This window comes from Salibaculum griseiflavum, assembly GCF_003129565.1.
Taxonomy (GTDB): Bacteria; Pseudomonadota; Alphaproteobacteria; order Rhodobacterales; family Rhodobacteraceae; genus Salibaculum; species Salibaculum griseiflavum.
In genome coordinates this window covers 189645-215441 of record NZ_QETF01000002.1, presented here as the reverse complement: position 1 = coordinate 215441, position 25797 = coordinate 189645, and the positions used below count along the sequence as shown (strand labels likewise).

The 25797-nt window shown below is 65.4% G+C and carries 28 protein-coding genes, 1 tRNA gene and 1 other annotated feature; of the genes, 12 read left to right on the top strand and 17 right to left on the bottom strand.

Annotation, left to right across the window (positions count from 1 at the left end; all coding sequences use genetic code 11):
- Positions 1-34 precede the first annotated feature (34 nt).
- The 5 genes from DFK10_RS02975 to DFK10_RS02960 form a co-directional block, all read right to left on the bottom strand.
- Positions 35-1222: a vWA domain-containing protein gene (locus tag DFK10_RS02975; protein WP_109386410.1), complete on the bottom strand. Its 1188-nt coding sequence runs from the start codon at positions 1220-1222 to the stop codon at positions 35-37.
- Positions 1223-1228: 6 nt separating this feature from the next.
- Entirely contained in the window at positions 1229-1399 is a 171-nt protein-coding gene (locus tag DFK10_RS16405; RefSeq protein ID WP_217810044.1) for a hypothetical protein, read from the bottom strand.
- A 3-nt stretch (positions 1400-1402) separates the two neighbouring features.
- Positions 1403-2779, bottom strand: a complete 1377-nt coding sequence (locus DFK10_RS02970; protein ID WP_109386637.1) for a DUF2927 domain-containing protein — start codon at positions 2777-2779, stop codon at positions 1403-1405.
- Positions 2779-3228 carry a GNAT family N-acetyltransferase gene (locus DFK10_RS02965; protein WP_109386635.1) on the bottom strand — a complete coding sequence of 150 codons (450 nt, stop codon included), beginning with the start codon at positions 3226-3228 and terminating at the stop codon, positions 2779-2781. The genes DFK10_RS02970 and DFK10_RS02965 overlap by 1 nt, the downstream gene beginning before the upstream one ends.
- 249 nt (positions 3229-3477) lie before the next feature.
- Positions 3478-4317 carry an AAA family ATPase gene (locus DFK10_RS02960; protein WP_109386408.1) on the bottom strand — a complete coding sequence of 280 codons (840 nt, stop codon included), beginning with the start codon at positions 4315-4317 and terminating at the stop codon, positions 3478-3480.
- Between the two features lie 204 nt (positions 4318-4521).
- Here DFK10_RS02960 and dksA point away from each other — a divergent pair, with 204 nt between their 5' ends.
- Positions 4522-4944 (top strand): RNA polymerase-binding protein DksA, encoded by a 423-nt coding sequence (gene dksA, locus DFK10_RS02955; RefSeq protein WP_109386406.1) that lies wholly within the window; start codon positions 4522-4524, stop codon positions 4942-4944.
- A 1-nt stretch (position 4945) separates the two neighbouring features.
- Positions 4946-6094: an FAD-dependent monooxygenase gene (locus DFK10_RS02950; RefSeq protein ID WP_235866749.1), complete on the top strand. Its 1149-nt coding sequence runs from the start codon at positions 4946-4948 to the stop codon at positions 6092-6094.
- Between the two features lie 15 nt (positions 6095-6109).
- On the opposite strand, the gene DFK10_RS02945 is transcribed toward DFK10_RS02950, so the two are convergent.
- The 4 genes from DFK10_RS02945 to DFK10_RS02930 form a co-directional block, all read right to left on the bottom strand.
- On the bottom strand, positions 6110-6967 hold the full coding sequence (locus DFK10_RS02945; protein ID WP_109386402.1) for a universal stress protein: 858 nt from the start codon (positions 6965-6967) through the stop codon (positions 6110-6112).
- Between the two features lie 11 nt (positions 6968-6978).
- Complete coding sequence (locus tag DFK10_RS02940; protein ID WP_109386400.1) at positions 6979-8469, bottom strand: SulP family inorganic anion transporter; 1491 nt, start codon at positions 8467-8469, stop codon at positions 6979-6981.
- Between the two features lie 61 nt (positions 8470-8530).
- Positions 8531-8589, bottom strand: a sequence feature (sul1 is cis-regulatory element that is thought to sense ions involved in sulfur or methionine metabolism; They are found in Alphaproteobacteria).
- A gap of 78 nt (positions 8590-8667) precedes the next feature.
- The gene (gene xth, locus DFK10_RS02935; protein ID WP_109386398.1) at positions 8668-9468 is read right to left on the bottom strand and encodes an exodeoxyribonuclease III; all 801 of its coding nucleotides are present in this window, start codon (positions 9466-9468) and stop codon (positions 8668-8670) included.
- A gap of 153 nt (positions 9469-9621) precedes the next feature.
- Entirely contained in the window at positions 9622-9945 is a 324-nt protein-coding gene (locus DFK10_RS02930; protein ID WP_109386633.1) for a HesB/IscA family protein, read from the bottom strand.
- 101 nt (positions 9946-10046) lie between these two features.
- Between DFK10_RS02930 and DFK10_RS02925 the strand changes: the two genes are divergently transcribed.
- The 7 genes from DFK10_RS02925 (at position 10047) to DFK10_RS02895 (ending at position 16883) form a co-directional block, all read left to right on the top strand.
- Positions 10047-11222: a deoxyguanosinetriphosphate triphosphohydrolase gene (locus tag DFK10_RS02925; RefSeq protein ID WP_109386396.1), complete on the top strand. Its 1176-nt coding sequence runs from the start codon at positions 10047-10049 to the stop codon at positions 11220-11222.
- A 109-nt stretch (positions 11223-11331) separates the two neighbouring features.
- Complete coding sequence (argS, locus tag DFK10_RS02920; protein WP_109386394.1) at positions 11332-13065, top strand: arginine--tRNA ligase; 1734 nt, start codon at positions 11332-11334, stop codon at positions 13063-13065.
- 70 nt (positions 13066-13135) lie between these two features.
- Complete coding sequence (locus tag DFK10_RS02915) at positions 13136-14128, top strand: SPOR domain-containing protein (RefSeq protein ID WP_109386392.1); 993 nt, start codon at positions 13136-13138, stop codon at positions 14126-14128.
- A complete protein-coding gene (locus DFK10_RS02910; protein WP_109386390.1) occupies positions 14129-15142 on the top strand; it encodes a glycoside hydrolase family 3 N-terminal domain-containing protein in 1014 nt (337 codons plus the stop codon). It begins immediately after the preceding gene.
- Positions 15139-15930, top strand: a complete 792-nt coding sequence (locus tag DFK10_RS02905) for a segregation and condensation protein A (protein WP_109386388.1) — start codon at positions 15139-15141, stop codon at positions 15928-15930. Before DFK10_RS02910 ends, DFK10_RS02905 begins: the two co-directional genes overlap by 4 nt.
- Entirely contained in the window at positions 15923-16591 is a 669-nt protein-coding gene (gene scpB, locus DFK10_RS02900) for an SMC-Scp complex subunit ScpB (protein ID WP_109386386.1), read from the top strand. The genes DFK10_RS02905 and scpB overlap by 8 nt, the downstream gene beginning before the upstream one ends.
- 85 nt (positions 16592-16676) lie before the next feature.
- Entirely contained in the window at positions 16677-16883 is a 207-nt protein-coding gene (locus DFK10_RS02895) for a hypothetical protein (protein ID WP_109386384.1), read from the top strand.
- A gap of 4 nt (positions 16884-16887) precedes the next feature.
- On the opposite strand, the gene DFK10_RS02890 is transcribed toward DFK10_RS02895, so the two are convergent.
- From DFK10_RS02890 to DFK10_RS02855, 8 genes are all read right to left on the bottom strand, one after another.
- Positions 16888-17973, bottom strand: coding sequence for a 2'-deoxycytidine 5'-triphosphate deaminase (locus tag DFK10_RS02890; protein WP_109386383.1), 1086 nt, complete (start codon positions 17971-17973; stop codon positions 16888-16890).
- Between the two features lie 71 nt (positions 17974-18044).
- Positions 18045-18121, bottom strand: a tRNA-Pro gene (locus tag DFK10_RS02885).
- 62 nt (positions 18122-18183) lie between these two features.
- Positions 18184-18963, bottom strand: a complete 780-nt coding sequence (locus tag DFK10_RS02880) for a MerR family transcriptional regulator (RefSeq protein WP_109386382.1) — start codon at positions 18961-18963, stop codon at positions 18184-18186.
- Between the two features lie 12 nt (positions 18964-18975).
- Positions 18976-19278, bottom strand: coding sequence for an integration host factor subunit alpha (ihfA, locus tag DFK10_RS02875; RefSeq protein WP_109386381.1), 303 nt, complete (start codon positions 19276-19278; stop codon positions 18976-18978).
- A gap of 94 nt (positions 19279-19372) precedes the next feature.
- A complete protein-coding gene (locus DFK10_RS02870) occupies positions 19373-20344 on the bottom strand; it encodes a beta-ketoacyl-ACP synthase III (RefSeq protein ID WP_109386379.1) in 972 nt (323 codons plus the stop codon).
- Positions 20341-21507, bottom strand: coding sequence for a phosphate acyltransferase PlsX (gene plsX / locus DFK10_RS02865; protein ID WP_109386377.1), 1167 nt, complete (start codon positions 21505-21507; stop codon positions 20341-20343). The genes DFK10_RS02870 and plsX overlap by 4 nt, the downstream gene beginning before the upstream one ends.
- A gap of 22 nt (positions 21508-21529) precedes the next feature.
- Positions 21530-21736 (bottom strand): 50S ribosomal protein L32, encoded by a 207-nt coding sequence (rpmF, locus tag DFK10_RS02860; protein ID WP_109386375.1) that lies wholly within the window; start codon positions 21734-21736, stop codon positions 21530-21532.
- 185 nt (positions 21737-21921) lie between these two features.
- Positions 21922-22485, bottom strand: a complete 564-nt coding sequence (locus tag DFK10_RS02855; protein ID WP_109386373.1) for a YceD family protein — start codon at positions 22483-22485, stop codon at positions 21922-21924.
- 116 nt (positions 22486-22601) lie between these two features.
- Between DFK10_RS02855 and DFK10_RS02850 the strand changes: the two genes are divergently transcribed.
- From DFK10_RS02850 to DFK10_RS02840, 3 genes are all read left to right on the top strand, one after another.
- Positions 22602-23069: an outer membrane protein assembly factor BamE gene (locus DFK10_RS02850; protein ID WP_109386371.1), complete on the top strand. Its 468-nt coding sequence runs from the start codon at positions 22602-22604 to the stop codon at positions 23067-23069.
- Between the two features lie 61 nt (positions 23070-23130).
- The gene (locus tag DFK10_RS02845; RefSeq protein ID WP_235866748.1) at positions 23131-23895 is read left to right on the top strand and encodes a GNAT family N-acetyltransferase; all 765 of its coding nucleotides are present in this window, start codon (positions 23131-23133) and stop codon (positions 23893-23895) included.
- A gap of 62 nt (positions 23896-23957) precedes the next feature.
- The gene (locus tag DFK10_RS02840) at positions 23958-25772 is read left to right on the top strand and encodes an ABC-F family ATP-binding cassette domain-containing protein (RefSeq protein WP_109386367.1); all 1815 of its coding nucleotides are present in this window, start codon (positions 23958-23960) and stop codon (positions 25770-25772) included.
- Positions 25773-25797: the final 25 nt, after the last annotated feature.

Genomic DNA, 25797 nt, shown 5'->3' with positions numbered 1-25797 from the left:
GGTCGAACATTGTGCCGGCGGAGCGGGCCACTCCTTATCGCCCCAGCACCCGCATGCCGCGCTCGATCCCTTCCAGAGTCATGGGCACCATGCGCTCGGGGCCGAGGATCTGGCGGATCATGCCGATGGATTGGGTATAGCCCCAATAGCGTTCCGGCACCGGGTTCAGCCAGAGCGTATCGGGCCATTGCTCCAGCGCCCGTGTGATCCACACCTGGCCCGCCTCTTCATTCCAATGCTCGTTGGCACCGCCCGGATAGGCGATCTCGTAGGGCGACATCGACGCATCGCCCACGAAGATGCATTTGTAGTCCGGCCCATAGGTGCGCAGCACCTCCCATGTCGGGGTCTGGGCGTTCCAGCGGCGGCGATTGTCGCGCCAGACGCCCTCATACAGGCAGTTGTGAAAATAGTAGTATTCGAGGTGCTTGAACTCGGTCTTGGCCGCCGAGAACAGCTCTTCGACCATTTTCACATGCGGGTCCATCGACCCGCCCACGTCGAGAAACAGCAGCACTTTGACGGCGTTGCGTCGCTCTGGGCGGGTTTTCACGTCGAGATAGCCATGTTCGGCGGTGGCCCGGATGGTCCCGTGCAGGTCCAGCTCGTCCTCGGCCCCGTCGCGGACCCATTTGCGCAGCCGTTTCAGGGCCACCTTGATGTTGCGGGTGCCGATCTCGATGCTGTCGTCATATTCGCGGAATTCGCGCTTGTCCCAGACCTTGACCGCGCGTTGGTGGCGCGATTTGTCCTGCCCGATGCGCACGCCCTCGGGGTTGTAGCCATAGGCCCCGAAGGGCGAGGTGCCGGCCGTGCCGATCCACTTGTTGCCGCCCTGGTGGCGGCCCTGCTGTTCCTTGAGCCGCTCTTTCAGCGTCTCCATCAGCTTGTCGAAGCCGCCAAGCGCCTCGATCTCGGCGCGTTCTTCCGCGCTCAGGTGTTTCTCGGCCAGCTTTTCCAGCCATTCGGCAGGCAGGTCCACGGCCTCGATCATGTCGACGGCGCTGATCGCCTCCAGCCCCTCGAAACTTGCGGCGAAGGCGCGGTCGAACTTGTCGATGTTCTTTTCATCCTTCACCAGCGTCGTGCGGGCCAGGTAATAGAACGCCTCGATATCATAGGTCGCCAGCCCGGCGGCCATGGCGTCGAGGAACGACAGATGTTCGCGCAAAGAGACCGGAACCCGGTGCGCGCGCAGCATCTCGAAAAAGCGCAGGAACATGCCGGGTTAAACGGCGGCCCGGGTGATGCCGACGGTGATGAACAGGCCAACCAGCCCCAGGATGATCGCCAGCACTGCCGCCCATTGGGCGATGTCCAGTGCGCCGCCCCCCTTGCGCTTGGCCATCACCGCGCCTGCCAATGCTCCGATCAGAAGGCCGCCGAGGGGGTAGATCATCGTCTAGAGTCCTTGTTCTGGGGTCAACGCCCGGATTTCCCGCATCCGTGCGCGCACATTCGCGTCCGAGCCGAAGCCGTAGCGCGCCCATCCGAAAGAGTCCATGCGCAGCGCCTGCGCCTCGGCGTCGCGGCCCTGAAGCTCCAGCGCCTCGGCCTTGAACATCATCAGGGTGGCCATCAACGCGGCGTTCTCGTGCTGGCGCGCCACCGGGATCGACTGGTCGGCCAGCGCGATGACCGTGCCCGCATCCCCGGCGGACAGCGCGAAGGCTGCCAGTTGCACCGCCACATGGGCCGCGTGCAACCGGGTTTCGGCGCTGCGCCCGTAAACCTGCATGGCCCGCTGGAAACTGGTCAGGGCGATCTGCGGGTCATAGCCCACGTTCAGCCGGCCAAAGGCGTAGTGGGCAAAGCCATCACGCGGGCCCTGCCAGTTCATCGCCCCGGCCAGGCTGATCGCTTCGAAGGCCGCGTTGCGGCGCCTTGCGGGCGAGGGACCGGCCGACAGGGCCAGTTCGATATTCTCGATCCAGTCGCGGGTCGTGTCGTTCTGCGGGCGCGCGGGGCTGGTCTGCCCGGCGGGGTTCAGCCGCGCCAGAATGCCGGACAACCGGGCCGCGACCTCGCCACGTGTCATCCCGTTGGCGAGCGCCGGATCGTAATAGGCCCGCAGGATCAGCATGTCGAAGCTGGTGAGCACCGCGTGGATATTGTCATCGTTGAAGGTGCTGTCGGGCAGGCGGTAAAGGTCGTTGAGCGGCCCGAGCGCCTGGGCCAGTTCCTCGTGCAGGCAGTCGCGGATTTCCTGCGGCGCCACGTCCGAGGGCACGAAGACGGCGGCCCGGTCGCGCCGTTCCAGCGTTGTCCAGTCCACTTGCGGGGTGCGGCGGGCGCGCTTGAATTCCTCCCAGTTGGACACGCGCGGCACAACGAAACAGGCGGCGCGCGGAACCGCATCGTTCAGCACGGCACGCGGGATCGCCTGGATCGTGATCGCGGCCCGAGGCGCGCCGGTCAGGAAGATGTCGATGCCGGCTTCGTTCCGCAGCCGCGCCAGCAGGCCGCGCAGGTCGTGGGGCAGGCTGGCGGGCACATCGCCTGTCACGCGCACGCTGATCGGCTGAACGAAGCGGGTCAGCCGCGCAACCGGGCGCCCACTTTCCATGCGGAAGGACAGGTCCATGAAATCCTTTGCGATTTCACGGTTCGACCGGGTCGGCGTGGTAACGCGCTGGCCCGAGAAAGACCGCATGGCCGGCATGGTGCTGTCGGTCATGCCGATGGCCCGGGTCGGGGTGACAGGCTCTTGCGGGACCGGAGTGCAGGCCGTGAGGAAAGCCACCGAGATGGCCAACAACCGGCGGAAGCTCTGGCCCATCATGGCGCCGGCCTTTGATACTTGATGAACGGCGTCAGGGTCGCGACCCGGTCGTAGAGCTGTCGGGCCGTGGTGTTGAAATCCTGCGTCAGCCAGTAGACCGAGGGTGAGCCGGCCGCATCGGCGGCGGCATAGACGGCCTCGATCAGGGCACGCCCGACACCGTGGCCCCGCACATCCGGGTCGGCATAGAGATCCTGCAGGTAGCATACATTTTCGATGCGCCAGGCGTGGCGGTGAAAGAGGTAGTGGGTCAGGCCGACCGGGCGGTCCTCGACCCAGGCGATGAGGCAGGAAAAGTCGGCCGGGTCATCCCCCAGCAAACGCGCGAACGTGCTGGAATAGACAGCGTCCTCGACGCTGGCCTCGTAAAAGGTCAGATAGTCGGTCCACAGCCTGCGCCACTCCGCTTCGTCGGCGGATGTGAGCGGGCGGATATCGACCGGCATTTTTGCCTTGGCCAAACCTGCTCTCCTTGATGTCACAGTGCCGACCTGCCAGCGGACTGCGGCCCCATTGGGGGCGAATTAAGGAAATTCGACGACCCCCGTAGCGGCCCGTCCATTTAGACCGCAGGACAGACCCTCCGAGCGACCGGAAATCGCCGGAATCATCGGGATCGATCCCGAGTGTGATTCAAAAGACTCAACGGGTTAGTGGCCCGGTTTCGCGGGGCCACTAGATATGGGCAATTCCGACTAGCGGCCCGACCGGGCCATGAAGGCCAGCCGTTCGAACAGGTGCACGTCCTGTTCGTTCTTCAGAAGCGCGCCGTGCAGCTTGGGCAGGGCATCGGCCCCGTCGCGTTTCAAATCCGCCGGGTCCAGATCCTCGGCCAAGAGCAGTTTCAGCCAGTCGAGCACTTCCGAGGTCGAGGGTTTCTTTTTCAGCCCGGCCTGGTCGCGGATCTCGTAGAATTGCGTCAGCGCCGTGGTCAGAAGCGCCTCCTTGATGCCGGGGTGATGCACCTCGACGATCTGCTTGAGGGTCTCCATGTCCGGGAAACGGATGTAATGGAAGAAACAGCGCCGCAGGAAGGCGTCGGGCAGCTCTTTTTCGTTGTTCGAAGTGATGATGACGATCGGGCGCTGTTTCGCGCGGACGGTCTGGCCGGTTTCGTAGACGTGGAATTCCATCCGGTCGATTTCCTGCAAAAGGTCGTTCGGAAACTCGATATCGGCCTTGTCGATTTCGTCGATCAGCAAAACGGTTTTGCCGTCGGCCTCGAAGGCCTCCCACAATTTGCCGCGCTTGATATAGTTGGCCACGTCGTGCACGCGCTCGTCACCCAGTTGGCTGTCGCGCAGCCGGCTGACCGCATCGTATTCGTAAAGGCCTTGCTGCGCCTTGGTCGTGGACTTGATATGCCATTCGATCATCGGCAGTCCCAGCGCCGCGGAAACCTGGCGAGCCAGCTCGGTCTTGCCGGTGCCCGGTTCGCCCTTGACCAGCAGCGGCCGTTCCAGCGCGATGGCAGCATTCACCGCCATCGTCAGGTCCTCGGTGGCGACATAGGAATCGGTGCCTTGGAAATGCATGTTTTTCTGGCCTTTCGCGCAATTCGTGAACAGGGACGGAATGGTAACGGTATCAGGTCGCGCGGCGCCTTCAAGCCGCGATGAATTGGCCGAGATCAGGGGGTGACAGCGTCCCGTGATGGGAGTAAAGACGCCCTCAAAGGAGGCCGGACATTGTCACATGATTTCGACGCTTCGGCGCCCGTCCTTTCCAGGGGAGACACGATGAAAGCAGAAGTTTTCCTGCCGGAGGATTACAAGCCGGCCGAAGATGAACCCTTCATGAACGACCGCCAGCTGGAGTACTTTCGGCGCAAGCTGATCGAGTGGAAGGCCGAGATCCTCGAGGACAGCCGCGACACGATCGAAGGCATGAAGGACAGCACCCGCAACATTCCCGACATTGCCGATCGCGCCAGCGAGGAAACCGACCGCGCCCTTGAATTGCGCACCCGGGATCGCCAGCGCAAGCTGGTTGCCAAGATCGACAGCGCCCTGCGCCGCATCGAGGAAGGCGAATACGGCTATTGCGAAATCACCGGCGAACCGATCAGCCTCAAGCGGCTGGATGCGCGGCCCATCGCGACCATGAGCCTCGAGGCGCAGGAACGCCATGAACGCCGCGAAAAGGTCCATCGGGACGACTGACGTGGCAGAATCCGGCAAGACATCACGCGGCGGCCTCAACCGGGGCCGCCGCGTTGCCGTTGTGGGGGGCGGGCTGGGCGGTCTGGCCGCCGCGCTGGCCTTTGCCCGGGGTGGGGCCACGGTCGAGGTGTTCGAACGCGCCCCCGCGATCACCGAGGTTGGCGCGGGCATTCAGGTCTCGCCCAATGGGGCGCGGGTTCTGGCCGCACTGGGTCTAGAGGATGCGGCCGCCGCGCGATCCATCGCCGCCGAGGCCGTCGAGCCGATGGATGCGGTCGCGGGCCGTCGCCTGACGCGGTTCGACCTGACCCAACGGCCCGGACCGGACTATCGCTTTTTCCACAGGGCCGACCTCATCGACATTCTGTTGACGGCCTGCCGCGACGCCGGTGTCGCCGTCCATACCGGGGCCGAGGTCACGCCCGGTACGATGCCCGAGGCCGACCTCGTGGTGGGCGGCGACGGTATCCGTTCCGTGCTGCGGCCGATGCTCAATGGCGAGGACGCGCCGTTCTTCACCGGGCAGGTGGCGTGGCGTGCGGTGATCGACCATCCCGATGCCGCGCCCGTGGCCCGGGTCTGGATGGCGCCCAAACAACACGCCGTGACCTATCCGCTGCCCGGCGGGCGGCTGAACATCGTCGCGGTGCAGGAACGCCAGCAATGGGCCAAGGAAGGCTGGAACATCCATGACGACCCCGGCAACCTGCGCCATGCCTTCCGGGGCCTGTCGGGGCGGCTGACCGGGCTTCTGGACAAGGTCGAGGCCGTCGGGCTTTGGGGGCTGTTCCGGCACCCGGTGGCAGGCCATTGGCACAAGGACAACATCGCGATCCTGGGGGATGCCGCCCATCCGACGCTGCCCTTCCTCGCGCAGGGCGCGAACCTGGCCTTCGAGGATGCCTGGGTGCTGGCGGCCTGTTGCGACGGGGCAGAGATCGCCGAGGCCCTGCCGCGTTACCAGCAGATGCGGCGTGACCGGGTCCAGCGGGCGATCTCCACCGCCAATGGCAACGCCGTGAAATATCATTTGGGCGGTCTGCCGCGCCGCGTGGCGCATATGGGGCTGCGCGGGATTGGGGCGCTGGCACCCGGGGCCTACCTGGACCGGTTGAACTGGCTTTACGATCACGACGTGACGCAGGGCTGATGCCCCGCGCCCCGGTCAACGCATCAGCACAACCGGCACCTTGCACGACCGCAGCATTTCCGTCGTGGTCGAGCCGATCAGCAGCGACCGGACGCGGCTGTGGCCATAGGCGCCCATGACCAGCAGGTCATAGCCTTCGTTTTCCGTCATATCGGCCAGCACTTTTTCCGGTTCGCCGGGCATGGTCTTCGTGTCGGCCTCGAACCCGCCCGCGCGCAGGGTGGCCGACGCGTCCTCCAGCGCCTTGTCCACCTGGGCATTGGGGTTTCCGGCAAAGACGAGCGTCACATGCAGACCTGCGAAAAGCGGGCTGCGGGCGATGTAGTCCACCGCCTTGAGGGACGAGGCCCCGCCATCGAAGGCCACCAGCACTTTCCTGGGGGTCTGGAAGGCACGGTTGGCCACGAAGACCGGGCGGTGGCTGGCGCGCACGATCCGTTCGAGGTTGGAGCCAAGATGCTCCATCGCCACGCCCGCCGCTTCGCCGCGCTTGCCGATCACGATCATGTCGCCGGTGTCTTCCTTGGCGGTGATCGTGTCGACAAGGTCGCCCTGGCGCAGGCGGGTTTCGACGGTGATGTCGCCGTCGCCCTCGATGATCGCCTTTGCGTCTTCGAGGATGGCGCGGCCGTGTTCATGGGCCAGCTTGGCGCGTTCTGCATCCAGCTCTGACAGCTGCTCCAGAAGGCGCGACCGGGCGCCAAGGCGGATGGCGCCGCTCAGGTCCTGTTTCTCGGGGGCGTCCCGGCGGCCCATGACGTGGTAGACCTTGACCTTGAAGCCGGTCCGGCCCGCGATCCATGCCGCGTGGTGGCAGACACTTTCGGAATAGGCGGAGCCATCGACGAGGGCGATCAGCGTGTTGGTGGTCATCTTGTCTCTCCTCAATGGCCCAGCAGGTCTTCCATGGCGCCGGGCTTGTCATGCACGGCCAGCCTATCGACGATGGTTTCGGACGCCTCGTTCATGCCGATCAGCTCGACCTCGGCGCCCTCGCGGCGGAACTTGAGCACGGCCATGTCCAGCGCCGCAACCGAGGAAATGTCCCAGATATGGGCGCGGCTGACATCAATGGTGACCTTGTCGGGCGCTTCCTTGAAGTCGAACGCCTTCATGAAGTCCTCGGAGGAGGCAAAGAACAGCTGCCCCTCGACGAAATAGGTCCGGTGGGTGCCGTCCGGCGTGATCTCGGAGCGCACGCGGAACAGCTGGGCGATCTTCCAGGCAAAGAAGATGCCCGACAGAAGCACGCCGACCAGCACCCCGATGGCAAGGTTATGGGTGTAGATCACGAAGAAGACCGTCGCCAGCATGACGATCGAGGAGGACCGGGGATGGTCACGCAGGTTCTTGATCGAGGACCAGCTGAACGTGCCGATCGAAACCATGATCATGATCGCCACAAGGGCGGCCATGGGAATGATGCCGACGATATCGCCCAGCCCGACGACGAGGATCAGCAGGACCACACCGGCCACGAAGCTCGACAGCCGCCCGCGGCCGCCCGATTTCACGTTGATGATGGACTGGCCGATCATCGCGCAACCTGCCATGCCGCCAATGAAGCCGGTCGCGGTATTGGCAAGGCCCTGGCCGATGCATTCCTGGTTGCGGTTGGAATTGGTGTCGGTCAGATCGTCCACGATCTGCTGGGTCATCAGGCTTTCCAGCAGGCCCACCACGGCCACCGCCAGTGCGTAAGGGAAGATGATCTGCAACGTCTCGAAATTCAGCGGAATGTCGGGGATCAGGAAGACGGGCAGGGTATCGGGCAATTGCCCCATATCGCCCACCGTGCGCACGTCCCAGCCCATGGCGACCGTCAGGATGGTCAGCACGATGATGGTGACAAGCGGCGAGGGGACGGCGGTGGTCAGGCGTGGGAACAGGTAGATGATCGCCAGCCCCGCAGCGACAAGTGCATAGGTCAGCGGCGGCACGGCGCGCGGGTCCAGTTCCGGCAGTTGCGCCATGAAGATCAGGATGGCCAGCGCGTTGACGAAGCCGGTCATCACCGAACGCGACACGAAGCGCATGACATAGCCCAACCGCAAGAAGCCCGCCACGATCTGCAAGAGGCCGGCCAGAACCGTTGCCGCGAGCAGGTATTGCAGGCCGTGATCCTTGACCAGCGTCACCATCAGGACCGCCGTGGCGGCGGTGGCCGCCGAGATCATGCCGGGACGGCCGCCGGTGATCGCGGTGATCACGGCGATCGAGAAACTGGCATAAAGCCCGACCTTCGGGTCGACGCCCGCGATGATCGAAAAGGCGATGGCCTCGGGGATCAGGGCCAGGGCCACGACGAGGCCGGACAGAACGTCGCCGCGGATATTATGAAACCATTCATGCCGATAGGCGGAAAGGGACATCATGTCGTAAGAATTTCCTTGGGCCGCGCCGGGCGCGGTCTTGGGTCAGACCGGGTCTGAAATCGGTTGTCCGGCGGATAGGCGGCCGGAAGAGCCATTCCGGGTGCGGACCCGGAATCCCTGTTCGCTGCGACGCGGCGTATAGGCCGCATCGGCCTTCGGTTCAATGGTGTTGTAAGGCGCGGGGGCCGAAACCCCGCCTCAGGCGGCCAAGTCGACCCAGACGGGCACGTGATCCGAGGGTTTCTCGCGCCCCCGAACCTCGGCTTCGATCCAGCAATCGCGCAGCAGGTCGGCGCATTGCGGGGTCAGCAGGAAATGGTCGATGCGGATGCCGTCATTCCGGTTCCAGGCCCCGGCCTGGTAATCCCAGAAGGTATAGTGGCCCGGCCCGAGGGTGCGGGCGCGGAAGGCCTCGGTGAAGCCCAGATTGAGGATCTTGCGAAAGGCCGCGCGCGCTTCGGGACGAAACAGTGCGTCATCGCGCCAGGCATCGGGGCGGGCGGCGTCCTCTTCCTGCGGGATGATGTTGTAGTCGCCGGCCATGAGGGCCGGTTCCTCGGCCTCCAGAAGCTCTTGCGCGCGCGCCTCGAGGCGCTCCATCCAGCGCAGCTTGTAGTCGAATTTCGGGCCCGGCGCGGGGTTGCCATTGGGCAGGTACAGCCCGCAGAGCCGAACGGCCCGGTCGCCCACGACCGTGGCCTCGATGTAGCGGGCTTCCTCATCATCGGCCCCGTCACGGCCCGTGCCTTCGCCGCCGGGCAGGCCGCGTGTCACGTCCTCAAGCGGGTATTTCGACAGGATGGCGACCCCGTTGAAGCCCTTTTGGCCGTGGGTTTCGACATTGTAGCCCATGTCCTCGAAGACCTCGCGCGGGAAGTTTTCATCGACCGACTTGATCTCCTGCAAGAGCGCCACGTCGGGCTGGCTTTCGCTCAGCCAGTCGGTCAGCGCCCCGATCCGGGCCTTGACCCCGTTGATGTTGAAAGTGGCGATCTTCATGGGCGGCCCTCCTTTGCAGCGTTTTCGCCCATGCCCGGGGGCGGGGCAAGGGCCGAGGGCCGGATTCGAGTTTATTTGCCAAGATGAAGGGGCGCGTTGGCGGGAAAACGGCCGCTGTGGCTCATGACCTGCCCCGGCGCGGAGATGCGGCGCTCAGATCGAGAAGGAGGTGCCGCAGCCGCAGCTGCTGGTGGCATTGGGATTGTCGATCACGAAGCGCGCCCCGATCAGCTCCTCGGAGAAGTCGATGGTCGCATCGGCAAGGAAGGGCAGGGACACGCTGTCGACCACGACCTTCTGGCCCTTGCCTTCTAGCACAAGGTCATCGGCACCCGGATCGTCGAGGTCGATCTCGTATTCGAAGCCCGAACAGCCGCCACCCTTGACGCCCACCCGCAGGGCCTTGCCCTGGTCGGCGGCGCCGATCTCGGCCAGCCGGTCGAAGGCGCGGTCGGTCACTTTGGGAGGAACGGTCAGCATGGTCGGCCCTGTCGATTTGCGTTCAGGTGGAATATAGGGGGCACAGGCAGGGGCGACAAGGCAGGTCGCCCGACGAAATCGAAGATGGGAGCAGGGCGATGGCAGCGCCGTTTGCATGTGATCCGGGCACGACCCGGGGCCGATTGTTCGCGGAAGAGGAAAGCGCGCATCGCTCGCCTTTCCAGCGCGACCGGGACCGGATCATCCATTCCAGCGCCTTCCGGCGGCTCAAGCACAAGACGCAAGTGTTCGTGGAGCACGAAGGCGATTATTTCCGCACCCGCCTGACCCATTCCATAGAGGTGGCTCAGGTGGCGCGGACCATCGCCAAGTGCTTCGGGCTGGATGAAGAGCTCACCGAGGCGGTGGCGCTGGCCCATGACCTGGGCCACACCCCCTTCGGCCATACCGGCGAGGACGCGCTGGCCGCGTTGATGGCGCCTTATGGCGGGTTCGATCACAATGCCCAGGCCATTCGCATCGTCACTTCGCTGGAACGGCACTATGCTGAATGGGACGGGCTGAACCTGGCATGGGAAACCCTTGAAGGGATTGCCAAGCATAACGGCCCGGTGGGCGACCCGGTTCCCGTGGCGCTGGCCGAGTATGATGCCCGTCACGACCTCGAGCTGCACAGCCATGCCAGCGCCGAGGCGCAGATCGCGGCCCTGTCCGATGACATCGCCTATAACAACCACGACATCCATGACGGGTTGCGGGCCAAGCTGTTCACGACCGAAGACCTGATGGAGCTGCCCATCGTCGGCGATTGCTTCCGCGAGGTGGACACGGCCTATCCGGGTTTGGACCCTTACAGGCGGCGGCACGAGGCGCTGCGGCGGTTCTTCGGCGTTCTGGTCGAGGACGTGATCGCGGCGACCCGCGCGAACCTGGACGACCTTGCCCCGCAAACCGCCGCCGATATTCGCGGCGCGGGGCGCATGATGGTGCGGTTCTCGCCCGCGCTCTGGGCGGATCTCAAGCAGGTCCGCAGCTTCCTTTTCACCCGCATGTATCGCGCCCCCAGCGTGGTCGAGATGCGCACGCAGGTGACCGAGGTGGTCAACGAACTGTTCCCGATCTTCCTGTCTACGCCCGGGCATCTGCCACGGCAATGGCAGGGCGACGTGGCGCGGGCCGGGGACGAGGCGCAGCTGGCGCGGATCGTGGCCGATTACATCGCCGGGATGACCGACCGCTTCGCGCTCAAGACCCATGCGGACCTGACCGGGCGGCGGGTGTCCATCGCCGGGGAGTTCACCAATGGCAGCTGATCCCGCCACCGACGGTCGCCCTCAAGGCCGGCAGGGCATGCACGCGTTGCGCGTTGACCTCTCGCGCGCAAATGCTAAACCGCACTCGATTTCCTGAAGGGACGCGCAAATGAACCTGTTCGCCGATATCCGGTCGCTCGTGATCGACTGTCTCGATGTTCTGGCCGCCGAAGGGCAGCTGCCCGGCGGTCTGGATTACGCCAACGTGACGGTCGAGCCGCCGCGCGACCCGGCACATGGCGACATGGCGACCAATGCCGCGATGGTGCTCGCCAAGCCGGCAGGGTTGAAGCCCCGGGACATCGCCGAGGCGCTCGCCACGAAGCTGGCCGGGGATGACCGGATTGCATCGGCGGACGTGGCCGGACCGGGATTCCTGAACATGCGCCTGGCCGCGACGGTCTGGCATGGCGTCGTCAAGGCGGCGCTGACCGACCCCGACTACGGCAGGTCCGCCATGGGGCAGGGGCAGAAGATCAACGTCGAATATGTTTCGGCCAATCCCACCGGCCCGCTGCATGTGGGCCATACCCGCGGCGCGGTCTTCGGCGATGCGCTGGCCAGCCTTCTGGATTACGCGGGCTATGACGTGACGCGCGAATACTACATCAACGATGGCGGTGCCCAGGTCGATGTTCTGGCCCGGTCGGTTTACCTGCGCTACCTCGAAGCGCACGGGCAGGAGGTCGCCTTCGAGGACGGAACCTATCCCGGCGATTACCTGATCGAGGTGGGCGAGGCGCTCAAGGCCAAGGTCGGTGATGCGTTTGTCGACAAGGGCGAACAAGACTGGCTGGACGAGGTGCGTGATTTCGCCACCGAACGGATGATGCAGATGATCCGTGAAGACCTGGCCGCGCTGGGCGTGTCGATGGACGTGTTCTACTCGGAAAAGTCGCTTTACGGCACGGGCCGGATCGAGGCCGCGATCGAGGATTTGCGCGGCAAGGGCCTGATCTACAAAGGCACGCTGGAGCCGCCCAAGGGCAAGCTGCCCGAGGATTGGGAGCCGCGCGAACAGACCCTGTTCAAATCCACCGAATACGGCGATGACGTGGACCGCCCGATCATGAAATCGGACGGAAGCTGGACCTATTTCGCCCCGGACATCGCCTATCATTTCGACAAGGTTTCCAGGGGCTTCGATGCGTTGATTGATGTATTCGGCGCGGATCATGGCGGCTATGTCAAACGCATGAAGGCCGCCGTCGCCGCGCTGTCGGACAATGCCGTGCCGCTGGACATCAAGCTGACGCAGCTGGTCAAGCTCTACAAGAATGGCGAACCGTTCAAGATGTCCAAGCGGGCGGGCACCTTTGTCACCTTGCGTGACGTGGTTGATGCAGTGGGCAAGGACGTCACGCGGTTCCACATGCTGACGCGCAAGAACGACGCGCCGCTGGATTTCGATTTCGACAAGGTGACGGAGCAGTCGAAAGACAACCCGGTCTTCTACGTGCAATACGCCCATGCCCGGGTGCATTCGGTGCTGCGCAAGGCGGATGTGGACGTGTCGGATGCCACGCTGGCGGGCGCCGACCTGTCCGGACTGACCCACCCGGCAGAGCTGGCGCTGGCCGCCAAGCTCGCTGAATGGCCGCGCCTGGTCGAGATCGCCGCGCGCACGCACGAGCCGCACCGGGTGGCCTTCTATCTCTATGATCTGGCCTCGGAGCTCCATGCGCTGTGGAACCGGGGCAATGACGACACGAGCCTGCGTTTCATCCAGGAGGGTGATTCTGAGGCAACACAGGCGAAAATCGCCCTGATCCGGGCCGTTTCCGTTGTCATTTCGCACGGTCTTGGTATCCTTGGCGTAACCCCGGCGGAAGAGATGCGCTGAAGCGCACGATGGCCCGGGGCCTTGAAGGCTAGGCAAGAAACCGGCGCTCAAGCCGGGCTATGAGGCGCAAATGGCAGAGATGACAGGGGGGTCGCAATCGGCCCCCAATGTGACTCACGCAGGCAATATCGTCAACATTTTCGGGGCTGTCCTGTCCGTCGGGCTGGTGATTGGCGTCGGCGTCTGGGGCTACAAGCTTCTGATGCGGGATGTGACCGGCGTGCCGGTGGTCCGGGCCATGCAGGGCGAAATGCGTGTCGCCCCGGAAAACCCGGGCGGAGAGATCGCCGCCCATACCGGCCTGGCGGTCAACGCCGTGCCGGCCGAGGGCGGGGCCGCCGAACCCGAGGACCGGCTGGTTCTGGCCCCGGTGTCGACACAGTTGCAGGACGAGGACCTTGAAGTGGCGCCACTGGCCGAGGCCAATGAAGTCGCTCCGGCCGATCCGGCGCCCGAAATGGCCGAAGTGAGCCCGACCGTGGCCGATGCGTCTGAGGCCGAAGCCACGCCACGGAACTCTGCAGAACCGCTCAGTGCCGAGGACGTGCTGGCCCTGGCCGACCAGATCGCCGCCGGCGCCGCGCCGCTGACCAACCTTGCCGAGGGGGAGGACGTCCCGGTTGCCGTGGCCGTGAATGGCGTGGACATGACCGATTTCGTCGACCCCAGCGTGCCGGGGGTGTCGACCTCCTTGCGTCCACAGGTCCGGCCCGCACGCCTTGTGCCTGCGGCCGCACCGGCCGCGCAACCGGTCGCCGCCGTGGCCGAGGCGCCGGAACCCTCCGCCCCGACACTGACCGGCGCCTTGCCCGCTGGCACCAAGCTGGTCCAGCTGGGCGCCTTCGACAGCGCCGAGATCGCGGCGCGCGAATGGACGCGCCTTTCGGGCCGGTTCGGTGATTTCATGGGCGACAAGTCACGGGTGATCCAAGAGGCCCAATCGGGCGGACGCACTTTCTATCGGCTCCGCGCACAGGGCTTTGCGGACCTGAGTGACGCGCGCCGGTTCTGTGCCGCGCTGGTGGCCGAAGACGCGCCCTGTATCCCGGTCGTGGTGCGCTGAATGGCGCTGGGTGCGGCCATCATCGGGCCGCAAGGGACAGCGATCACGGATTGGGAAAAAAGCTTCTACGCGGATTATCAACCGCTCGGCTTCATCCTGTTCGCCCGCAACGTCGACACCCCCGACCAGCTGCGCCGCCTGACAGATGACCTGCGGGCCGCCGCCGGTCATGAGGCCCTTGTGATGGTCGACCAGGAAGGCGGGCGTGTTCAACGCCTGCGCGCGCCCCATTGGCGCGAATGGCTGCCGCCGCTTGACGATGTCGCCCGCGCCAGCGATCCCGAACGGGCCATGGCGCTGCGCTACCAGATCATCGGGCAGGAATTGCGCGACGCGGGCATCGACGTGAACGCGGTGCCTTGCGCCGACCTGGCCCGCGCCGAAACGCATCCCTTCCTGCGCAATCGCTGCTATGGCGAGACGGTCGAGACCGTCACCCGGATCAGCCGAGCCGTGGCCACGGGGTGCCTTGCGGGTGGGGTGCTGCCGATCGTGAAACACATGCCGGGCCACGGCCTGGCGCAGGTGGACAGCCACAAGGCCTTGCCGCGCGTGGACCTGCCGCCCGCCGAACTGGAGGCCCTGGATTTCGCGCCGTTCCGGGCATTGGCCGACCTGCCGCTGGGGATGACCGCGCATATCGTCTTTGACAGCCTTGGTCAGTCCGCCCCGGCGACCCAATCCCCCGAGGTGATCCGCCTGATCCGAGAGGCGATCGGCTTCGACGGGTTGCTGATGAGCGACGATATCGGGATGGAGGCCCTGTCGGGCAGCGCGCCCGAGCGCGCGGCAGCGGCCCTTGCGGCGGGTTGCGACGCGGTGCTGCAGTGCAATGGCGGCCCGCAGGTGGTCGAAGCGGTGGCGCAGGCCAGCGGCTCGCTGACCCCCGAGGCAATGCGGCGGGCTGAAGCCGCGTTGAACGGCCGCCCAAGCCCCGCATCCATTGACATTTCGGCCTGTGTTGCGGAGTTTGAAACCCTTGTCGGGGAGGGCCCCGGCCGAGGGGCACGATGAACGACGCGGAATTCACCGAAGACACCGTCACCAATGTCAGCGACCGGCTTGCCGCCGAGGCGCTGATCGTGGACGTGGACGGGTTCGAAGGGCCGCTGGACGTGCTGCTGACCATGTCGCGCACGCAGAAGGTCGATCTGCGCCAGATCAGCGTGTTGGCCCTGGCCGAACAATACCTGGCCTTCATCGAGAAGGCCCGCGACCTGCGCATCGAACTGGCCGCCGATTACCTTGTGATGGCCGCCTGGCTGGCCTTCCTGAAATCGCGGCTTCTGCTGCCCCCCGATCCGGCGGAAGAGGGGCCCTCGGGCGAGGAACTGGCCGCGCACCTGGCGTTTCAGCTGGAACGCCTGCAAGCGATGCGCGACCATGCCGCCAAGCTGATGGCGCGCGACCAGCTGGGCCGTGATTTCTTTGCCCGTGGCATCACCGAGGATGTGACCCGGACCCGGCGCGTGACCTATACCGCGACGCTGCTGGACCTGATGCAGGCCTATGCCCGCATCCGAACCAAGGACGAGTTCCGCCCCTACACGATGGATCGCGACGCCATCTTCACCATGGAAGAGGCGCTGAGCCGCCTGCGCCCGCTGATCGGCTTTGCCGGGGAATGGACGGATATCCTGTCCTATCTCCCCGAGGGCTGGGAGAACGACCCGGCCCGGCGGCGCAGCGCGACGGCCTCGACCTTCGCGGCCTCGTTGGAACTGGCCAAGGAGGGCCGGATCGAGTTGCGCCAGGGCGATACTTTCGCGCCGATCCAGATCAGAAGGAAACAGGATGGCTGAGGCAGAGACGGAAACCGGGCAGGCGCCCGAGACCGAAGAGACCCTCTTCGAAGCGCCGCCCATCGCCGAACAGGAACGGATGGTCGAGGCGATCCTGTTCGCCAGCGCCGAGCCGGTCACGATCAAGGAACTGGCGGGCCGGATGCCGCACGGGTCCGACCCGGCCGAGGCCATGGTGCATCTGCGCGAACGCTACGAGGGGCGCGGCGTGCGGCTGGTCAAGGTGGGTGATGCCTGGGCCTTCCGCACCGCGCCCGACCTTGGCTTCCTCATGCAGAAGGAAACGGTCGAGACCCGCAAGCTCAGCCGGGCGGCGATCGAAACGCTGGCGATCATATCCTACCACCAACCCGTCACCCGCGCCGAGATCGAGGAGATTCGCGGTGTCAGCGTCAGCCGCGGCACCATCGACCAGCTGATCGAGATGGAATGGATCCGTTTCGGTCGTCGTCGCATGACACCGGGCCGGCCCGTGACATTCGTGGTCACGCAGGAATTCCTGGATCATTTCGGCCTCGAAAGCGCCCGCGACCTGCCCGGGCTCAAAGAACTGCGCGCCGCTGGCCTGCTCGACAATCGTCCGCCACCGGGGCAGGGCGCCCCGGATTCCGAAGAGGACGAGGGCGAAGACGATCAGACTGAACTGTTCGACGAGGAGTGAGCGTCAAATTCTCGCCATCCTTGCCGGCTAGTTTGTCCCGAAAGATCCGAGCCCCTATATTGGGCAGAGCAGGAAGGAGGCTCGCATGAACCTCGAACGACTGATCAACATGATCATCCGCCGCGTCATCGGGCGGGGGATCAATGCCGGGATCAACGCCGCCGTCAAACGCGGCCAGAAACCCCGCGACCAGCAAAGCCCCGAGGAACGCCAGCAGGCCAAATCGGCGCAAAACACCGCCAAGAACGCCCGCCGCATGGCACGGGTGACGCGCCGCGTCGGCAAGTTCTGAGACCTCAGCTTGCCGGGCTGCGGAAATGCTTGGACAGTTTCAGTCCCTGTCCCTGGTAGTTCGACTTGATGTCGCGCCCGTAGAGGGCCGTCGGGCGTTCGGACATGTGTTCATAGACCAGCCGGCCGACGATCTGGCCGTGTTCAAGAACGAAAGGTGCCTCGTGGCAGCGCACCTCCAGCACACCCCGTGACCCGGCCCCGCCGGCCCCGTCCCATCCGAATCCGGGGTCGAAGAACCCCGCGTAATGCACCCGGAATTCCCCCACCATGGCCAGGTAGGGCGCCATCTCGGCGGCATAGTCGGGGGGGATGCAGATCGCCTCGCGGCTGACCAAAATGTAGAATGCACCGGGGTCGAGGATGATCCGGCCCTCTGTCGTGCGGACTTCTTCCCAATACTCGGCCGGGTCGTAATGGTTCAGGTTGGCCAGGTCGACCACGCCCGTATGACGCTTGGCGCGGTAGCCCACCAGATCGCCTGTCCGGGGCTTCAGGTCGACGGAGAATCCCAACCCTTCCGAGATCACCGGCTCGCCATTGACCACCGGGGTTTCCGCGTGGACCGCGGCAAGCTCCGCATCGCTCAGGAAGGTCTGGCCCTGGCGAAAGATGATCTGGTTGAGCAATTGGCCCGGCTGGGCGACCACGGAAAAGCTCTGCGGGCAGATCTCGGCGTAAAGCGGGCCGTCATAGCCCTCGGGCACGCGGTCGAATTCGACGCCATGGTCGGTGATGACCCGCGTCATCAGGTCCAGCCGTCCGGTCGAGCTTTTGGCACTGGCAGCGGCGGTCATCCCTTGGGGCAGGGACAGCCGCTCCATGAGGGGCACGACATAGACACAGCCCTTTTCCAGCACCGCGCCACCGGTCAGGGTGATCCGGTGCATCGTCAGTTCGTCCAGCCGGTCGGTGACGGTGCGATCCTTGCCCGCCAGGAACGAGGCGCGCACGCGGTAGGCCGTGTCGCCCAGCCGCAGATCAAGAGACGCGGGCTGCACCTGGTCATTGAGGATCGGGGAAGAGGCCGCGATGCCGCCCTCGGCGATCATCGCCCGGATCTGGTGGTCGGCCAATACGCCAGATTTCATCCTCGTCCCCCGCAGCCACATGCCGGTTGCAAAAACGCCCGCCGCGCATATGCGCCGACGGGCGGTTTTGTTGGTCGGGCTAGCAGGACTCGAACCTGCGACCTTCCGTCCCCCAGACGGACGCGCTACCAGGCTGCGCCATAGCCCGACTAGGCGCTCTACATACTGAATACAAATCCTGCTGCAAGGGCCAATTCGCCATTTCGCCGATCACCGGGGCGGGATGCGATCGCGCAAGGCCTGCATGCGGTCCAGCAGCGGGGCGATTTCGGCGGCGCGGGCCGCAAGCTGTGCTTCCGGGTCACGCAGCCTTGGCAGCAGGTCGAGCAGGCGGGCCGGGGCCCTGGAAGAAGAATCAGAGGGATCCGCGGGCACGGCCGCGAGAAGGGCGGCGGCATCCGCCGGGGGGCCATCCTCGGGCGCCGCTGGTGGCGCATCGGTGTCGGTGGCCTCGGGCTCTTCCTCGGCCTGCGTGCTCGGTTCGGCAGCGGTCAGCTGCACGACGTTGTCGGGCTGGTCGGGCAGTCCGGTCGTGGCGGCCGGTGCCGGTGCCTCTTCCGGCTCTGACCCGCTAACCGGCGGGTCCACATGTTCGGGAATGATGTCCGCAGCCGCCGCGTTCTGCTCGGTCTTTGGCGCCGGATCAGCAGGCGCAGGGCCCGATGCCGCTGTGCGGGGTGCGGACTCAACCGCTTTCTCCGCTTCGAGGGCATCGTCCAGGGACAGGCCCATCGCGGCAACGTGCTTGATGCCCTTTTCACGCAGCAACTTCTGCACGCCCTTGATGGTCATGCCATCGTCATGCAGCAACTTCTTGATTCCACCCAGCAATTCCATGTCCTGCGGGCGATAGTAGCGGCGCCCGCCGGCGCGTTTGACCGGCTTGATCTGGCTGAACTTGCTTTCCCAGAATCGCAGAACATGGGCCGGGGTATCCAGCCAGTCGGAGACCTCGGAGATGGTGCGGAATGCGTCGCGGGATTTGCTCATTCCCGCGCCTCCCTAGCCTTTGTTGCCATGGGCGACCCGGTCTTTCATCAGGTGACTGGGCCGGAAACTCAGCACCCGGCGGGGCGAGATCGGAACCTCTTCGCCGGTCTTGGGATTGCGGCCCATCCGTGCCGCCTTGTCACGGATCGAGAACGTGCCGAAGGACGAAATCTTCACGTTTTCGCCTCGCACCAAAGCATCGGACATGTGCTGCAAAACGGACTCGACGAGATCGGCACTTTCGTTGCGTGACAGTCCCACTTCTTCGTGGACGGCCTCGGCAAGGTCCATCCGGGTAAGCGTCTTCTCTGACATACCGTCCCTCTCGTATTTTCAAGGACTTTAGGCCCTTGGCAAAAACAGAGTCAATAACAGGGACTTGCGCGTCGCAACGAAGCGGGTTTCCCGCCTACCAGCGCAGCACCACCGCACCCCAGGCGAGGCCGCCGCCGATGGCCTCTGTGACGATCAGGTCTCCCGGCTTGATCTGGCCGCGTTCGGCCCCCACCGACAGCGCCAGCGGGATCGAGGCGGCCGAGGTGTTGCCGTGGTCCTGAACGGTGACAACGACCTTGTCCATGGGCAGGTCCAGTTTCTTGGCGGTGCCCTGGATGATACGGATATTGGCCTGGTGCGGCACGATCCAGTCGACGTCGCCATGGCCCAGTCCGGCCTTTTCCAGCGCCGCATCGGCCGTTTGCGCCAGTTTTTCGACGGCCTGTCGGAACAGGGCATTGCCTTGCATAACCACGAAACCGGTTTTCTGGCTGACCATGCCGCCATCGACATAGAGCAGGTCGCGGTAGCGTCCGTCGGAATTCAGATCGATCCCCAGGATCCCGCGATCCTCTGCGCCGCCCGTGCCATCCTGCGCCTCCAGGATCAGCGCGCCCGCGCCATCCCCGAACAGGACGCAGGTGGACCGGTCGGTGAAATCGAGGATTCGGCTGAAGGTCTCGGCCCCGATCACCAGCACGCGCTTTGCCTGGCCCGACACGATCAGCCCGTTGGCATTGGCCAGTGCGTAGATGAAGCCGGCACAGACCGCCTGAACATCGAAGGCAAAGCCCTGCGTCATGCCCAGCTTCTGCTGGATCATGGTGGCCGACGAGGGGAAGGTCAGGTCCGGGGTCGAGGTCGCAACGATCACCGCGTCGATGTCATCGGGCGACAGCCCGGCATTGTCCAAGGCTGCGCGGGCGGCGTGGGCGCCCAGGTCCGAGGTGTATTCATCATCGGCGGCGAAGCGGCGGGTCTCGATGCCCGAGCGCGTGCGGATCCACTCGTCGGACGTATCCAGCGTTTTCTCGAATTCCGAATTCGGAACGATGCGTTCGGGCAGGTAATGCCCGATGCCTCGTACGACAGCTCGGCGTGTCATGATTTCTTTTTGTCCTTTGCCCCCGGCGATCCGGCTGATGCGGGAGATCCCGCCGCATCTTCCGTCGCCTCCTCGTCGGGGTCATCTTGCGCAAGGGCTGCGGCGGATGCAACCCGCGCGGCCAGACGCTTGGAAAACCCGGATTCGGCCAGTTGATAGGCCATTTCCACGGCGGCCCGCACGCCGGTCTCATCGGCCGAGCCGTGGCTCTTGATCACCGTCCCGTTGAGACCCAGGAACACGCCACCATTGACCCGGCGCGGATCAATCCGCTTGCTGAGCCGGCGCAGCGAGGTTGCCGCCAGCAGCGCCGCGATGCGCGACAGGGGCGTCTTGCGGAACGCCTCCCGCAGGCGCTCCGAGATCAGGTTGGCGGTGCCTTCGCCGGTCTTGAGCGCGACATTGCCTGTGAACCCGTCGGTGACGATCACGTCGACCCTGTCCGAGGGCAGATCGCCGCCCTCGACGAACCCGATATACTCGTATTCCCCGCGTGACGCGGCGCGCGCGATCAGGTCCTGGGCGACCTTCAGCTCGGCCCGACCCTTGTGCTCCTCGACCCCGACATTGAGCAGGCCGACCCGTGGCCGCGACAGGCCCATCGCATTGCGCGCATAGGAGGCGCCCATCAGGGCATACATCAACAGATCGTCCTGGTCGGCGCGGATATCGGCGCCGGCATCCAGCATGATGTTGAACCCGCTTGCATTGCGGGATGGCCAGAGGCAGGCGATGGCGGGGCGGTTGACGCCTTCGACCTTGCGCAGCCGGATCATCGACACAGCCATGAGCGCGCCGGTATTGCCGCAGCTGACACAGACCTGGGCCTCGCCGTCACGGACCGCTTCGATGGCCGACCACATGGAACTGGCCTTGCCGTGGCGCATCACGTGGCTGGGTTTGTCGCTCATCGCGACCACGTCGGGCGCGTGGCGAATCTCGACCTGGCCGGACAATCGGCGTTTCTGCACCAGTGGCCGCAGTTGCGATTCGTCACCGTGCAGCAGCACACGTGCGCCGGGACGTTTGCGCAGGAAATGCGAAAGACCCGCAACAATCGGTGCGGGTCCCTTGTCGCCGCCCATGGCGTCGACGGATAGAACGATGTCCCCGGACGAAATGCCCTCAGCTGCTGTCTGTTTCGACGTATGAGCCGTGGTCATGTCACCCGATCCGGACCGCTGCTTACGCCGCGTCGTCGTCCAGATCGATCTCGTCGGCCTGGGCCACGACTTCGCGATCGGCATAGTGGCCGCAGGAGGGGCACACGTGATGCGGACGCTTCAGTTCCCCGCAGGAGGGGCATTCATTCGGATTGGCACCGTCAAGCGCGTGATGCGAACGGCGATTGTTCCGACGCGACTTGGATACCTTGTTCTGCTGGACAGCCATGTCTCAACCTTTGCTTAGCTTGGGGCACCCGGTGCCCCGCGTGAATTCCGGGTTTCGAAAGGAAACTCTGGCGGGGTCTAGTGCATACGCCCCGGCCTGTCGAGCCACGATCCGAAAGAGGCCGCGAAAATACTGCGATTCCGCTGTTTGGCAAGCCCTTTTTGGCGCGCCCTTCGGGGCCGGGGTCAGTCCTCGTCGCCGGCGTCCTTTTCGAGCTTGTCGCGCAGCCCCGCAAGCCCGGCGAAGGGGCGCAGATCCTCGTCGCGCAGGGGGGTCTTGCCCGGTTCCGTGAAAACCGCCTCGCCGGTCTCGGCCCCCTTTGCGCGCGGATAGGGGGGAAGGGCCAGCGCCAGCGCCTCGATCATCACGTCGGCCAGGTCCAGCTCTGCGGGCAGCGGCTCCGTGGTATCATCCTCGGGCATCTCGACCTCGGCGCTCTCGGGCTGCTCGAAATCGGCGCTGTAGATCCGCTCGACAGGCTCGTCGATCCGGGTCGTGACCGGCTCAAGGGTCACCACGCAGTCCTGCACCACTGTCGCGCCCAGCTCGGCGGTCAGACGCCAATCCTGCTTGCCCATCGGGCGCAGTTCGCCGCTCAGGCGCAGCTTGCGAACCCCGCGAATCCCCAGCGCGTCGGCTACCGCGTCGCGGCCCGCGGCGTCGGGTTCCAGCGTGAAGCGATGCGGTTTGCGGCCGGGCAGATCGGCGAAGCGGAGCAATTCTTGCGGCAGGGCGTTCGAGTCGGACATGCGGTCAAAGCCTTGAACAGGGCAGAGGGTGTAGTGTAACTGCGTTAAAAGCCATGGCCGCCCGACGCAAGGCCGTGCGCGCGGCCCAGAGGCGTCCGAGGGGAAGGGAAGGCAGCATGAGCAGCACCGCGAAACGGATCAGGACCGCGATTCTGGTGGCGGCCCTCGGGGTCTCGGTCGGATGCACGGCGATCTACCGCAACCATGGCTATATCCCGACCGACGAGGACCTGGCCGAGGTGGTGATCGGCATCGACACACGCGCCAGCGTCGAGGATGTGGCCGGTCCCCCCACCACGGGCAGTGCCATGGGCGACGGTAATTACTACTACGTGCAAAGCCGGTTCCGCCATTTCGGTCTCACCGAACCCACTGAGGTGGAACGCGAGGTATTGGCCGTCAGTTTCGACGAGGCCGGCGTTGTGCGCAATATCGAACGCTTCGGGCTGGAGGACGGGCAGGTCGTGCGCCTGTCGCGGCGCGTGACCGATGACGGCATCCAGGACACGACCTTCCTTGGCCAGCTGTTCGGGGCCTTCGGAAATTTCGACGCGGGCAGCATCCTCAACCCACCGGGCAGCTGACGTCTGGGCTTTGTCACGATTGACCGCTAGGCTGGACTTGGCCAGAGCTGGGAACGGTGACATGCGGCAGGCACCTTTGATGGAACACCGGTCGGATAGCGGGCGCTACCGAGTCCGCATGGCCGACAGCGAAGCGGACATTGTCGCGGCCCAGATCCTGCGTGCGGGCTGTTTCCACTCGCGGCAGAGCCGCGCCGCCGGGCGAGATGCCGACCGATACGATCCGTTCTGCCAGCATGTCCTGGTCGAGGATGACCGGGACGGCACGCTTGCCTGTACCTTTCGGGTGCGCCTGTTTGGTGACGGTGGCGGTCTGCGCGACAGCTATGCGGCCGGGTTCTACGACCTGTCCGGCCTTGGCGATTACGCCGCGCCGGTGGTCGAACTGGGGCGGTTCTGTATCCGGCCAGGTCTGCCCGACGCGGATATCCTGCGGGTGGCCTGGGGGCGCCTGTCGGCGATCGTCAATGGAGCCGGGGCCGGGATGCTCATCGGCTGTTCCTCGTTTCCCGGCACCGATCCCACGCCATATAGGGCCGGTTTCGCGCTTCTCGCGGCGCGCCACCTTGCCCCCTGCGCCTGGCGGCCGGGCCGAAGGGCGCAGCGGACCGTGACCCTGGGCCCCCCGGAGGGGCCGCCGCCGGACCCTGTCGCGGCGGCGCGGACCCTTCCGTCGTTGTTGCGCAGCTATCTCGGCATGGGCGGCCGCGTCAGCGACCACGCCGTCATCGACGACGACCTGGGCACCTTGCATGTTTTCACCGGGCTGGAAATCTCGGCGATTCCCCCGCGCCGGGTGCGGGCGCTGCGGGCGCTCGCGGGTTAGATTGAATGTTGGGGCTTTCGGCGCCCCTTGCGCGCCGGGCGCGCCGGTTATAGCAGGCAGGCATGGCCCGCGCTCCGCTTCTGCAGCTCTCCGACATCTCGCTGACCTTCGGCGGCGATCCCGTTTTCGATGACCTGTCTCTGGTCGTGCAGCCTGGTGACCGGGTTGCGCTGGTGGGGCGAAACGGATCGGGAAAATCGACGCTTCTCAAGGTGATGGCGGGACTTGTTGAACCCGACACGGGCACCCGCGTGGTGCCGCCGGGCCTCTCTGTCGGCTACATGGAACAGGACCCGGACATGGCCGGTTTCGCCACCCTGGGCGATTTCGCCGCCGCCGGGCTGGAACCGGGCGAGGCCTGGCGCGTCGAGGCGGTGGCCGAGGGGCTGAAGGTGCGGCTGGACCAGGCGCCGGACCTGGCCTCGGGCGGGGAACGCCGCCGCGCGGCCTTGGCACGGCTGATGGCCGAGGCGCCCGATCTGATGCTTCTTGATGAGCCGACGAACCATCTCGACATCCAGGCAATCCGCTGGCTTGAACATGAACTGTCCCAGACAAAGGCCGGATTTGTCTTGATTTCTCATGACAGAGCCTTCCTGTCGGCGCTGACACGGGCGACGCTCTGGATCGACCGTGGACAGGTGCGCCGCCAGGAACGCGGCTTCGCCCGTTTCGAGGAATGGCGCGACAAGGTCTGGGAGGAAGAAGACCAGCAGCGCCACAAGATGGATCGCAAGATCAAGGCCGAGGCCCGCTGGGCTGTCGAGGGCATTTCCGCCCGGCGCAAGCGCAACATGGGCCGGGTGCGGGCGTTGCAGGACTTGCGCGCGGAGCGCGCCGCGATGATCCGCCGCCAGGGCACCGCCGCCATGGCGCTGGAAGACGGCCCCAAGAGCGGCAAGAAGGTGATCGAGGCCGAGGGGCTGACGAAAGCCTATGACGGCAAGGCCATCGTCAAGGGGTTCGACCTGACGGTGCAGCGCGGCGACCGGGTTGCCTTTGTCGGGCCGAACGGTGTTGGAAAAACGTCGCTTATCAAGATGTTGCTGGGCGAGGTTGAACCCGATGCCGGAACTGTCAAACACGGCACGAACCTGTCGGTTGCGGTGTTCGACCAGGCCCGCGCGCAGCTCGATCCCGACATGAGCCTTTGGGACAGCCTGACCGGCGACCCGAGCATGCGCGTCAGCGGCAAGGCCGACCAGGTGATGGTGCGTGGCCAGCCCAAGCATGTGGTGGGCTATCTCAAGGAATTCCTGTTCGACGAGGCCCAGGCGCGGGCCCCGGTGCGCGCGTTGTCGGGTGGCGAGAAGGCCCGGCTCTTGCTGGCCAAGCTGATGGCGCAGGAATCGAATCTGCTGGTGCTCGACGAACCCACGAACGACCTGGACATCGAGACGCTGGACCTGTTGCAGGACATCCTGGGCGACTACGCGGGGACGGTCCTGCTGGTCAGCCACGACCGGGATTTCATCGACCGCGTGGCGACCACCACCGTCGCGATGGAGGGCGACGGACGCGCGGTGCTCTATGCCGGGGGCTGGAGCGACTACCAGGCGCAGCGGGGCGAGGACCGCGCGCCGGCCCCTGTCGAAAAACCAAGGCGCAAGGCCGGGAAACCGGCCAGTCCCGCCCCCAGGAAACCGGTCGGGCTGTCCTTTACCGAGAAACACCGGCTGGAGGAGCTGCCCGGCGTGATCGAAAGGCTCGAGGCCGAGATCGGCAAGCTGGAAGACCTGCTGTCCGATCCCGAGCTGTTCACGCGCGAACCGGTCAAGTTCAAGAAGGCCACCGAGGCGCTGGCCGAGCGCCAGGAGAAGCTGTCGGCGGCGGAGGACGAGTGGTTGTCGCTGGAGGAGAAGGCGCAATCAGATTGAGCGCTGCGCGCGCTTGTCCGGATCG

Bases quoted from the DNA above. Each gene is read 5' to 3' on its own strand.
- DFK10_RS02975 (WP_109386410.1), bottom strand. From the start codon at position 1,222: ATGTTCCTGCGCTTTTTCGAGATGCTGCGCGCGCACCGGGTTCCGGTC.
- DFK10_RS16405 (WP_217810044.1), bottom strand. From the start codon at position 1,399: ATGATCTACCCCCTCGGCGGCCTTCTGATCGGAGCATTGGCAGGCGCG.
- DFK10_RS02970 (WP_109386637.1), bottom strand. From the start codon at position 2,779: ATGGGCCAGAGCTTCCGCCGGTTGTTGGCCATCTCGGTGGCTTTCCTC.
- DFK10_RS02965 (WP_109386635.1), bottom strand. From the start codon at position 3,228: ATGCCGGTCGATATCCGCCCGCTCACATCCGCCGACGAAGCGGAGTGG.
- DFK10_RS02960 (WP_109386408.1), bottom strand. From the start codon at position 4,317: ATGCATTTCCAAGGCACCGATTCCTATGTCGCCACCGAGGACCTGACG.
- dksA (WP_109386406.1), top strand. From the start codon at position 4,522: ATGAAAGCAGAAGTTTTCCTGCCGGAGGATTACAAGCCGGCCGAAGAT.
- DFK10_RS02945 (WP_109386402.1), bottom strand. From the start codon at position 6,967: ATGACCACCAACACGCTGATCGCCCTCGTCGATGGCTCCGCCTATTCC.
- DFK10_RS02940 (WP_109386400.1), bottom strand. From the start codon at position 8,469: ATGATGTCCCTTTCCGCCTATCGGCATGAATGGTTTCATAATATCCGC.
- xth (WP_109386398.1), bottom strand. From the start codon at position 9,468: ATGAAGATCGCCACTTTCAACATCAACGGGGTCAAGGCCCGGATCGGG.
- DFK10_RS02925 (WP_109386396.1), top strand. From the start codon at position 10,047: ATGGCAGCGCCGTTTGCATGTGATCCGGGCACGACCCGGGGCCGATTG.
- argS (WP_109386394.1), top strand. From the start codon at position 11,332: ATGAACCTGTTCGCCGATATCCGGTCGCTCGTGATCGACTGTCTCGAT.
- DFK10_RS02915 (WP_109386392.1), top strand. From the start codon at position 13,136: ATGGCAGAGATGACAGGGGGGTCGCAATCGGCCCCCAATGTGACTCAC.
- DFK10_RS02910 (WP_109386390.1), top strand. From the start codon at position 14,129: ATGGCGCTGGGTGCGGCCATCATCGGGCCGCAAGGGACAGCGATCACG.
- DFK10_RS02905 (WP_109386388.1), top strand. From the start codon at position 15,139: ATGAACGACGCGGAATTCACCGAAGACACCGTCACCAATGTCAGCGAC.
- scpB (WP_109386386.1), top strand. From the start codon at position 15,923: ATGGCTGAGGCAGAGACGGAAACCGGGCAGGCGCCCGAGACCGAAGAG.
- DFK10_RS02895 (WP_109386384.1), top strand. From the start codon at position 16,677: ATGAACCTCGAACGACTGATCAACATGATCATCCGCCGCGTCATCGGG.
- DFK10_RS02890 (WP_109386383.1), bottom strand. From the start codon at position 17,973: ATGAAATCTGGCGTATTGGCCGACCACCAGATCCGGGCGATGATCGCC.
- DFK10_RS02880 (WP_109386382.1), bottom strand. From the start codon at position 18,963: ATGAGCAAATCCCGCGACGCATTCCGCACCATCTCCGAGGTCTCCGAC.
- ihfA (WP_109386381.1), bottom strand. From the start codon at position 19,278: ATGTCAGAGAAGACGCTTACCCGGATGGACCTTGCCGAGGCCGTCCAC.
- DFK10_RS02870 (WP_109386379.1), bottom strand. From the start codon at position 20,344: ATGACACGCCGAGCTGTCGTACGAGGCATCGGGCATTACCTGCCCGAA.
- plsX (WP_109386377.1), bottom strand. From the start codon at position 21,507: ATGACCACGGCTCATACGTCGAAACAGACAGCAGCTGAGGGCATTTCG.
- rpmF (WP_109386375.1), bottom strand. From the start codon at position 21,736: ATGGCTGTCCAGCAGAACAAGGTATCCAAGTCGCGTCGGAACAATCGC.
- DFK10_RS02855 (WP_109386373.1), bottom strand. From the start codon at position 22,485: ATGTCCGACTCGAACGCCCTGCCGCAAGAATTGCTCCGCTTCGCCGAT.
- DFK10_RS02850 (WP_109386371.1), top strand. From the start codon at position 22,602: ATGAGCAGCACCGCGAAACGGATCAGGACCGCGATTCTGGTGGCGGCC.
- DFK10_RS02845 (WP_235866748.1), top strand. From the start codon at position 23,131: ATGCGGCAGGCACCTTTGATGGAACACCGGTCGGATAGCGGGCGCTAC.
- DFK10_RS02840 (WP_109386367.1), top strand. From the start codon at position 23,958: ATGGCCCGCGCTCCGCTTCTGCAGCTCTCCGACATCTCGCTGACCTTC.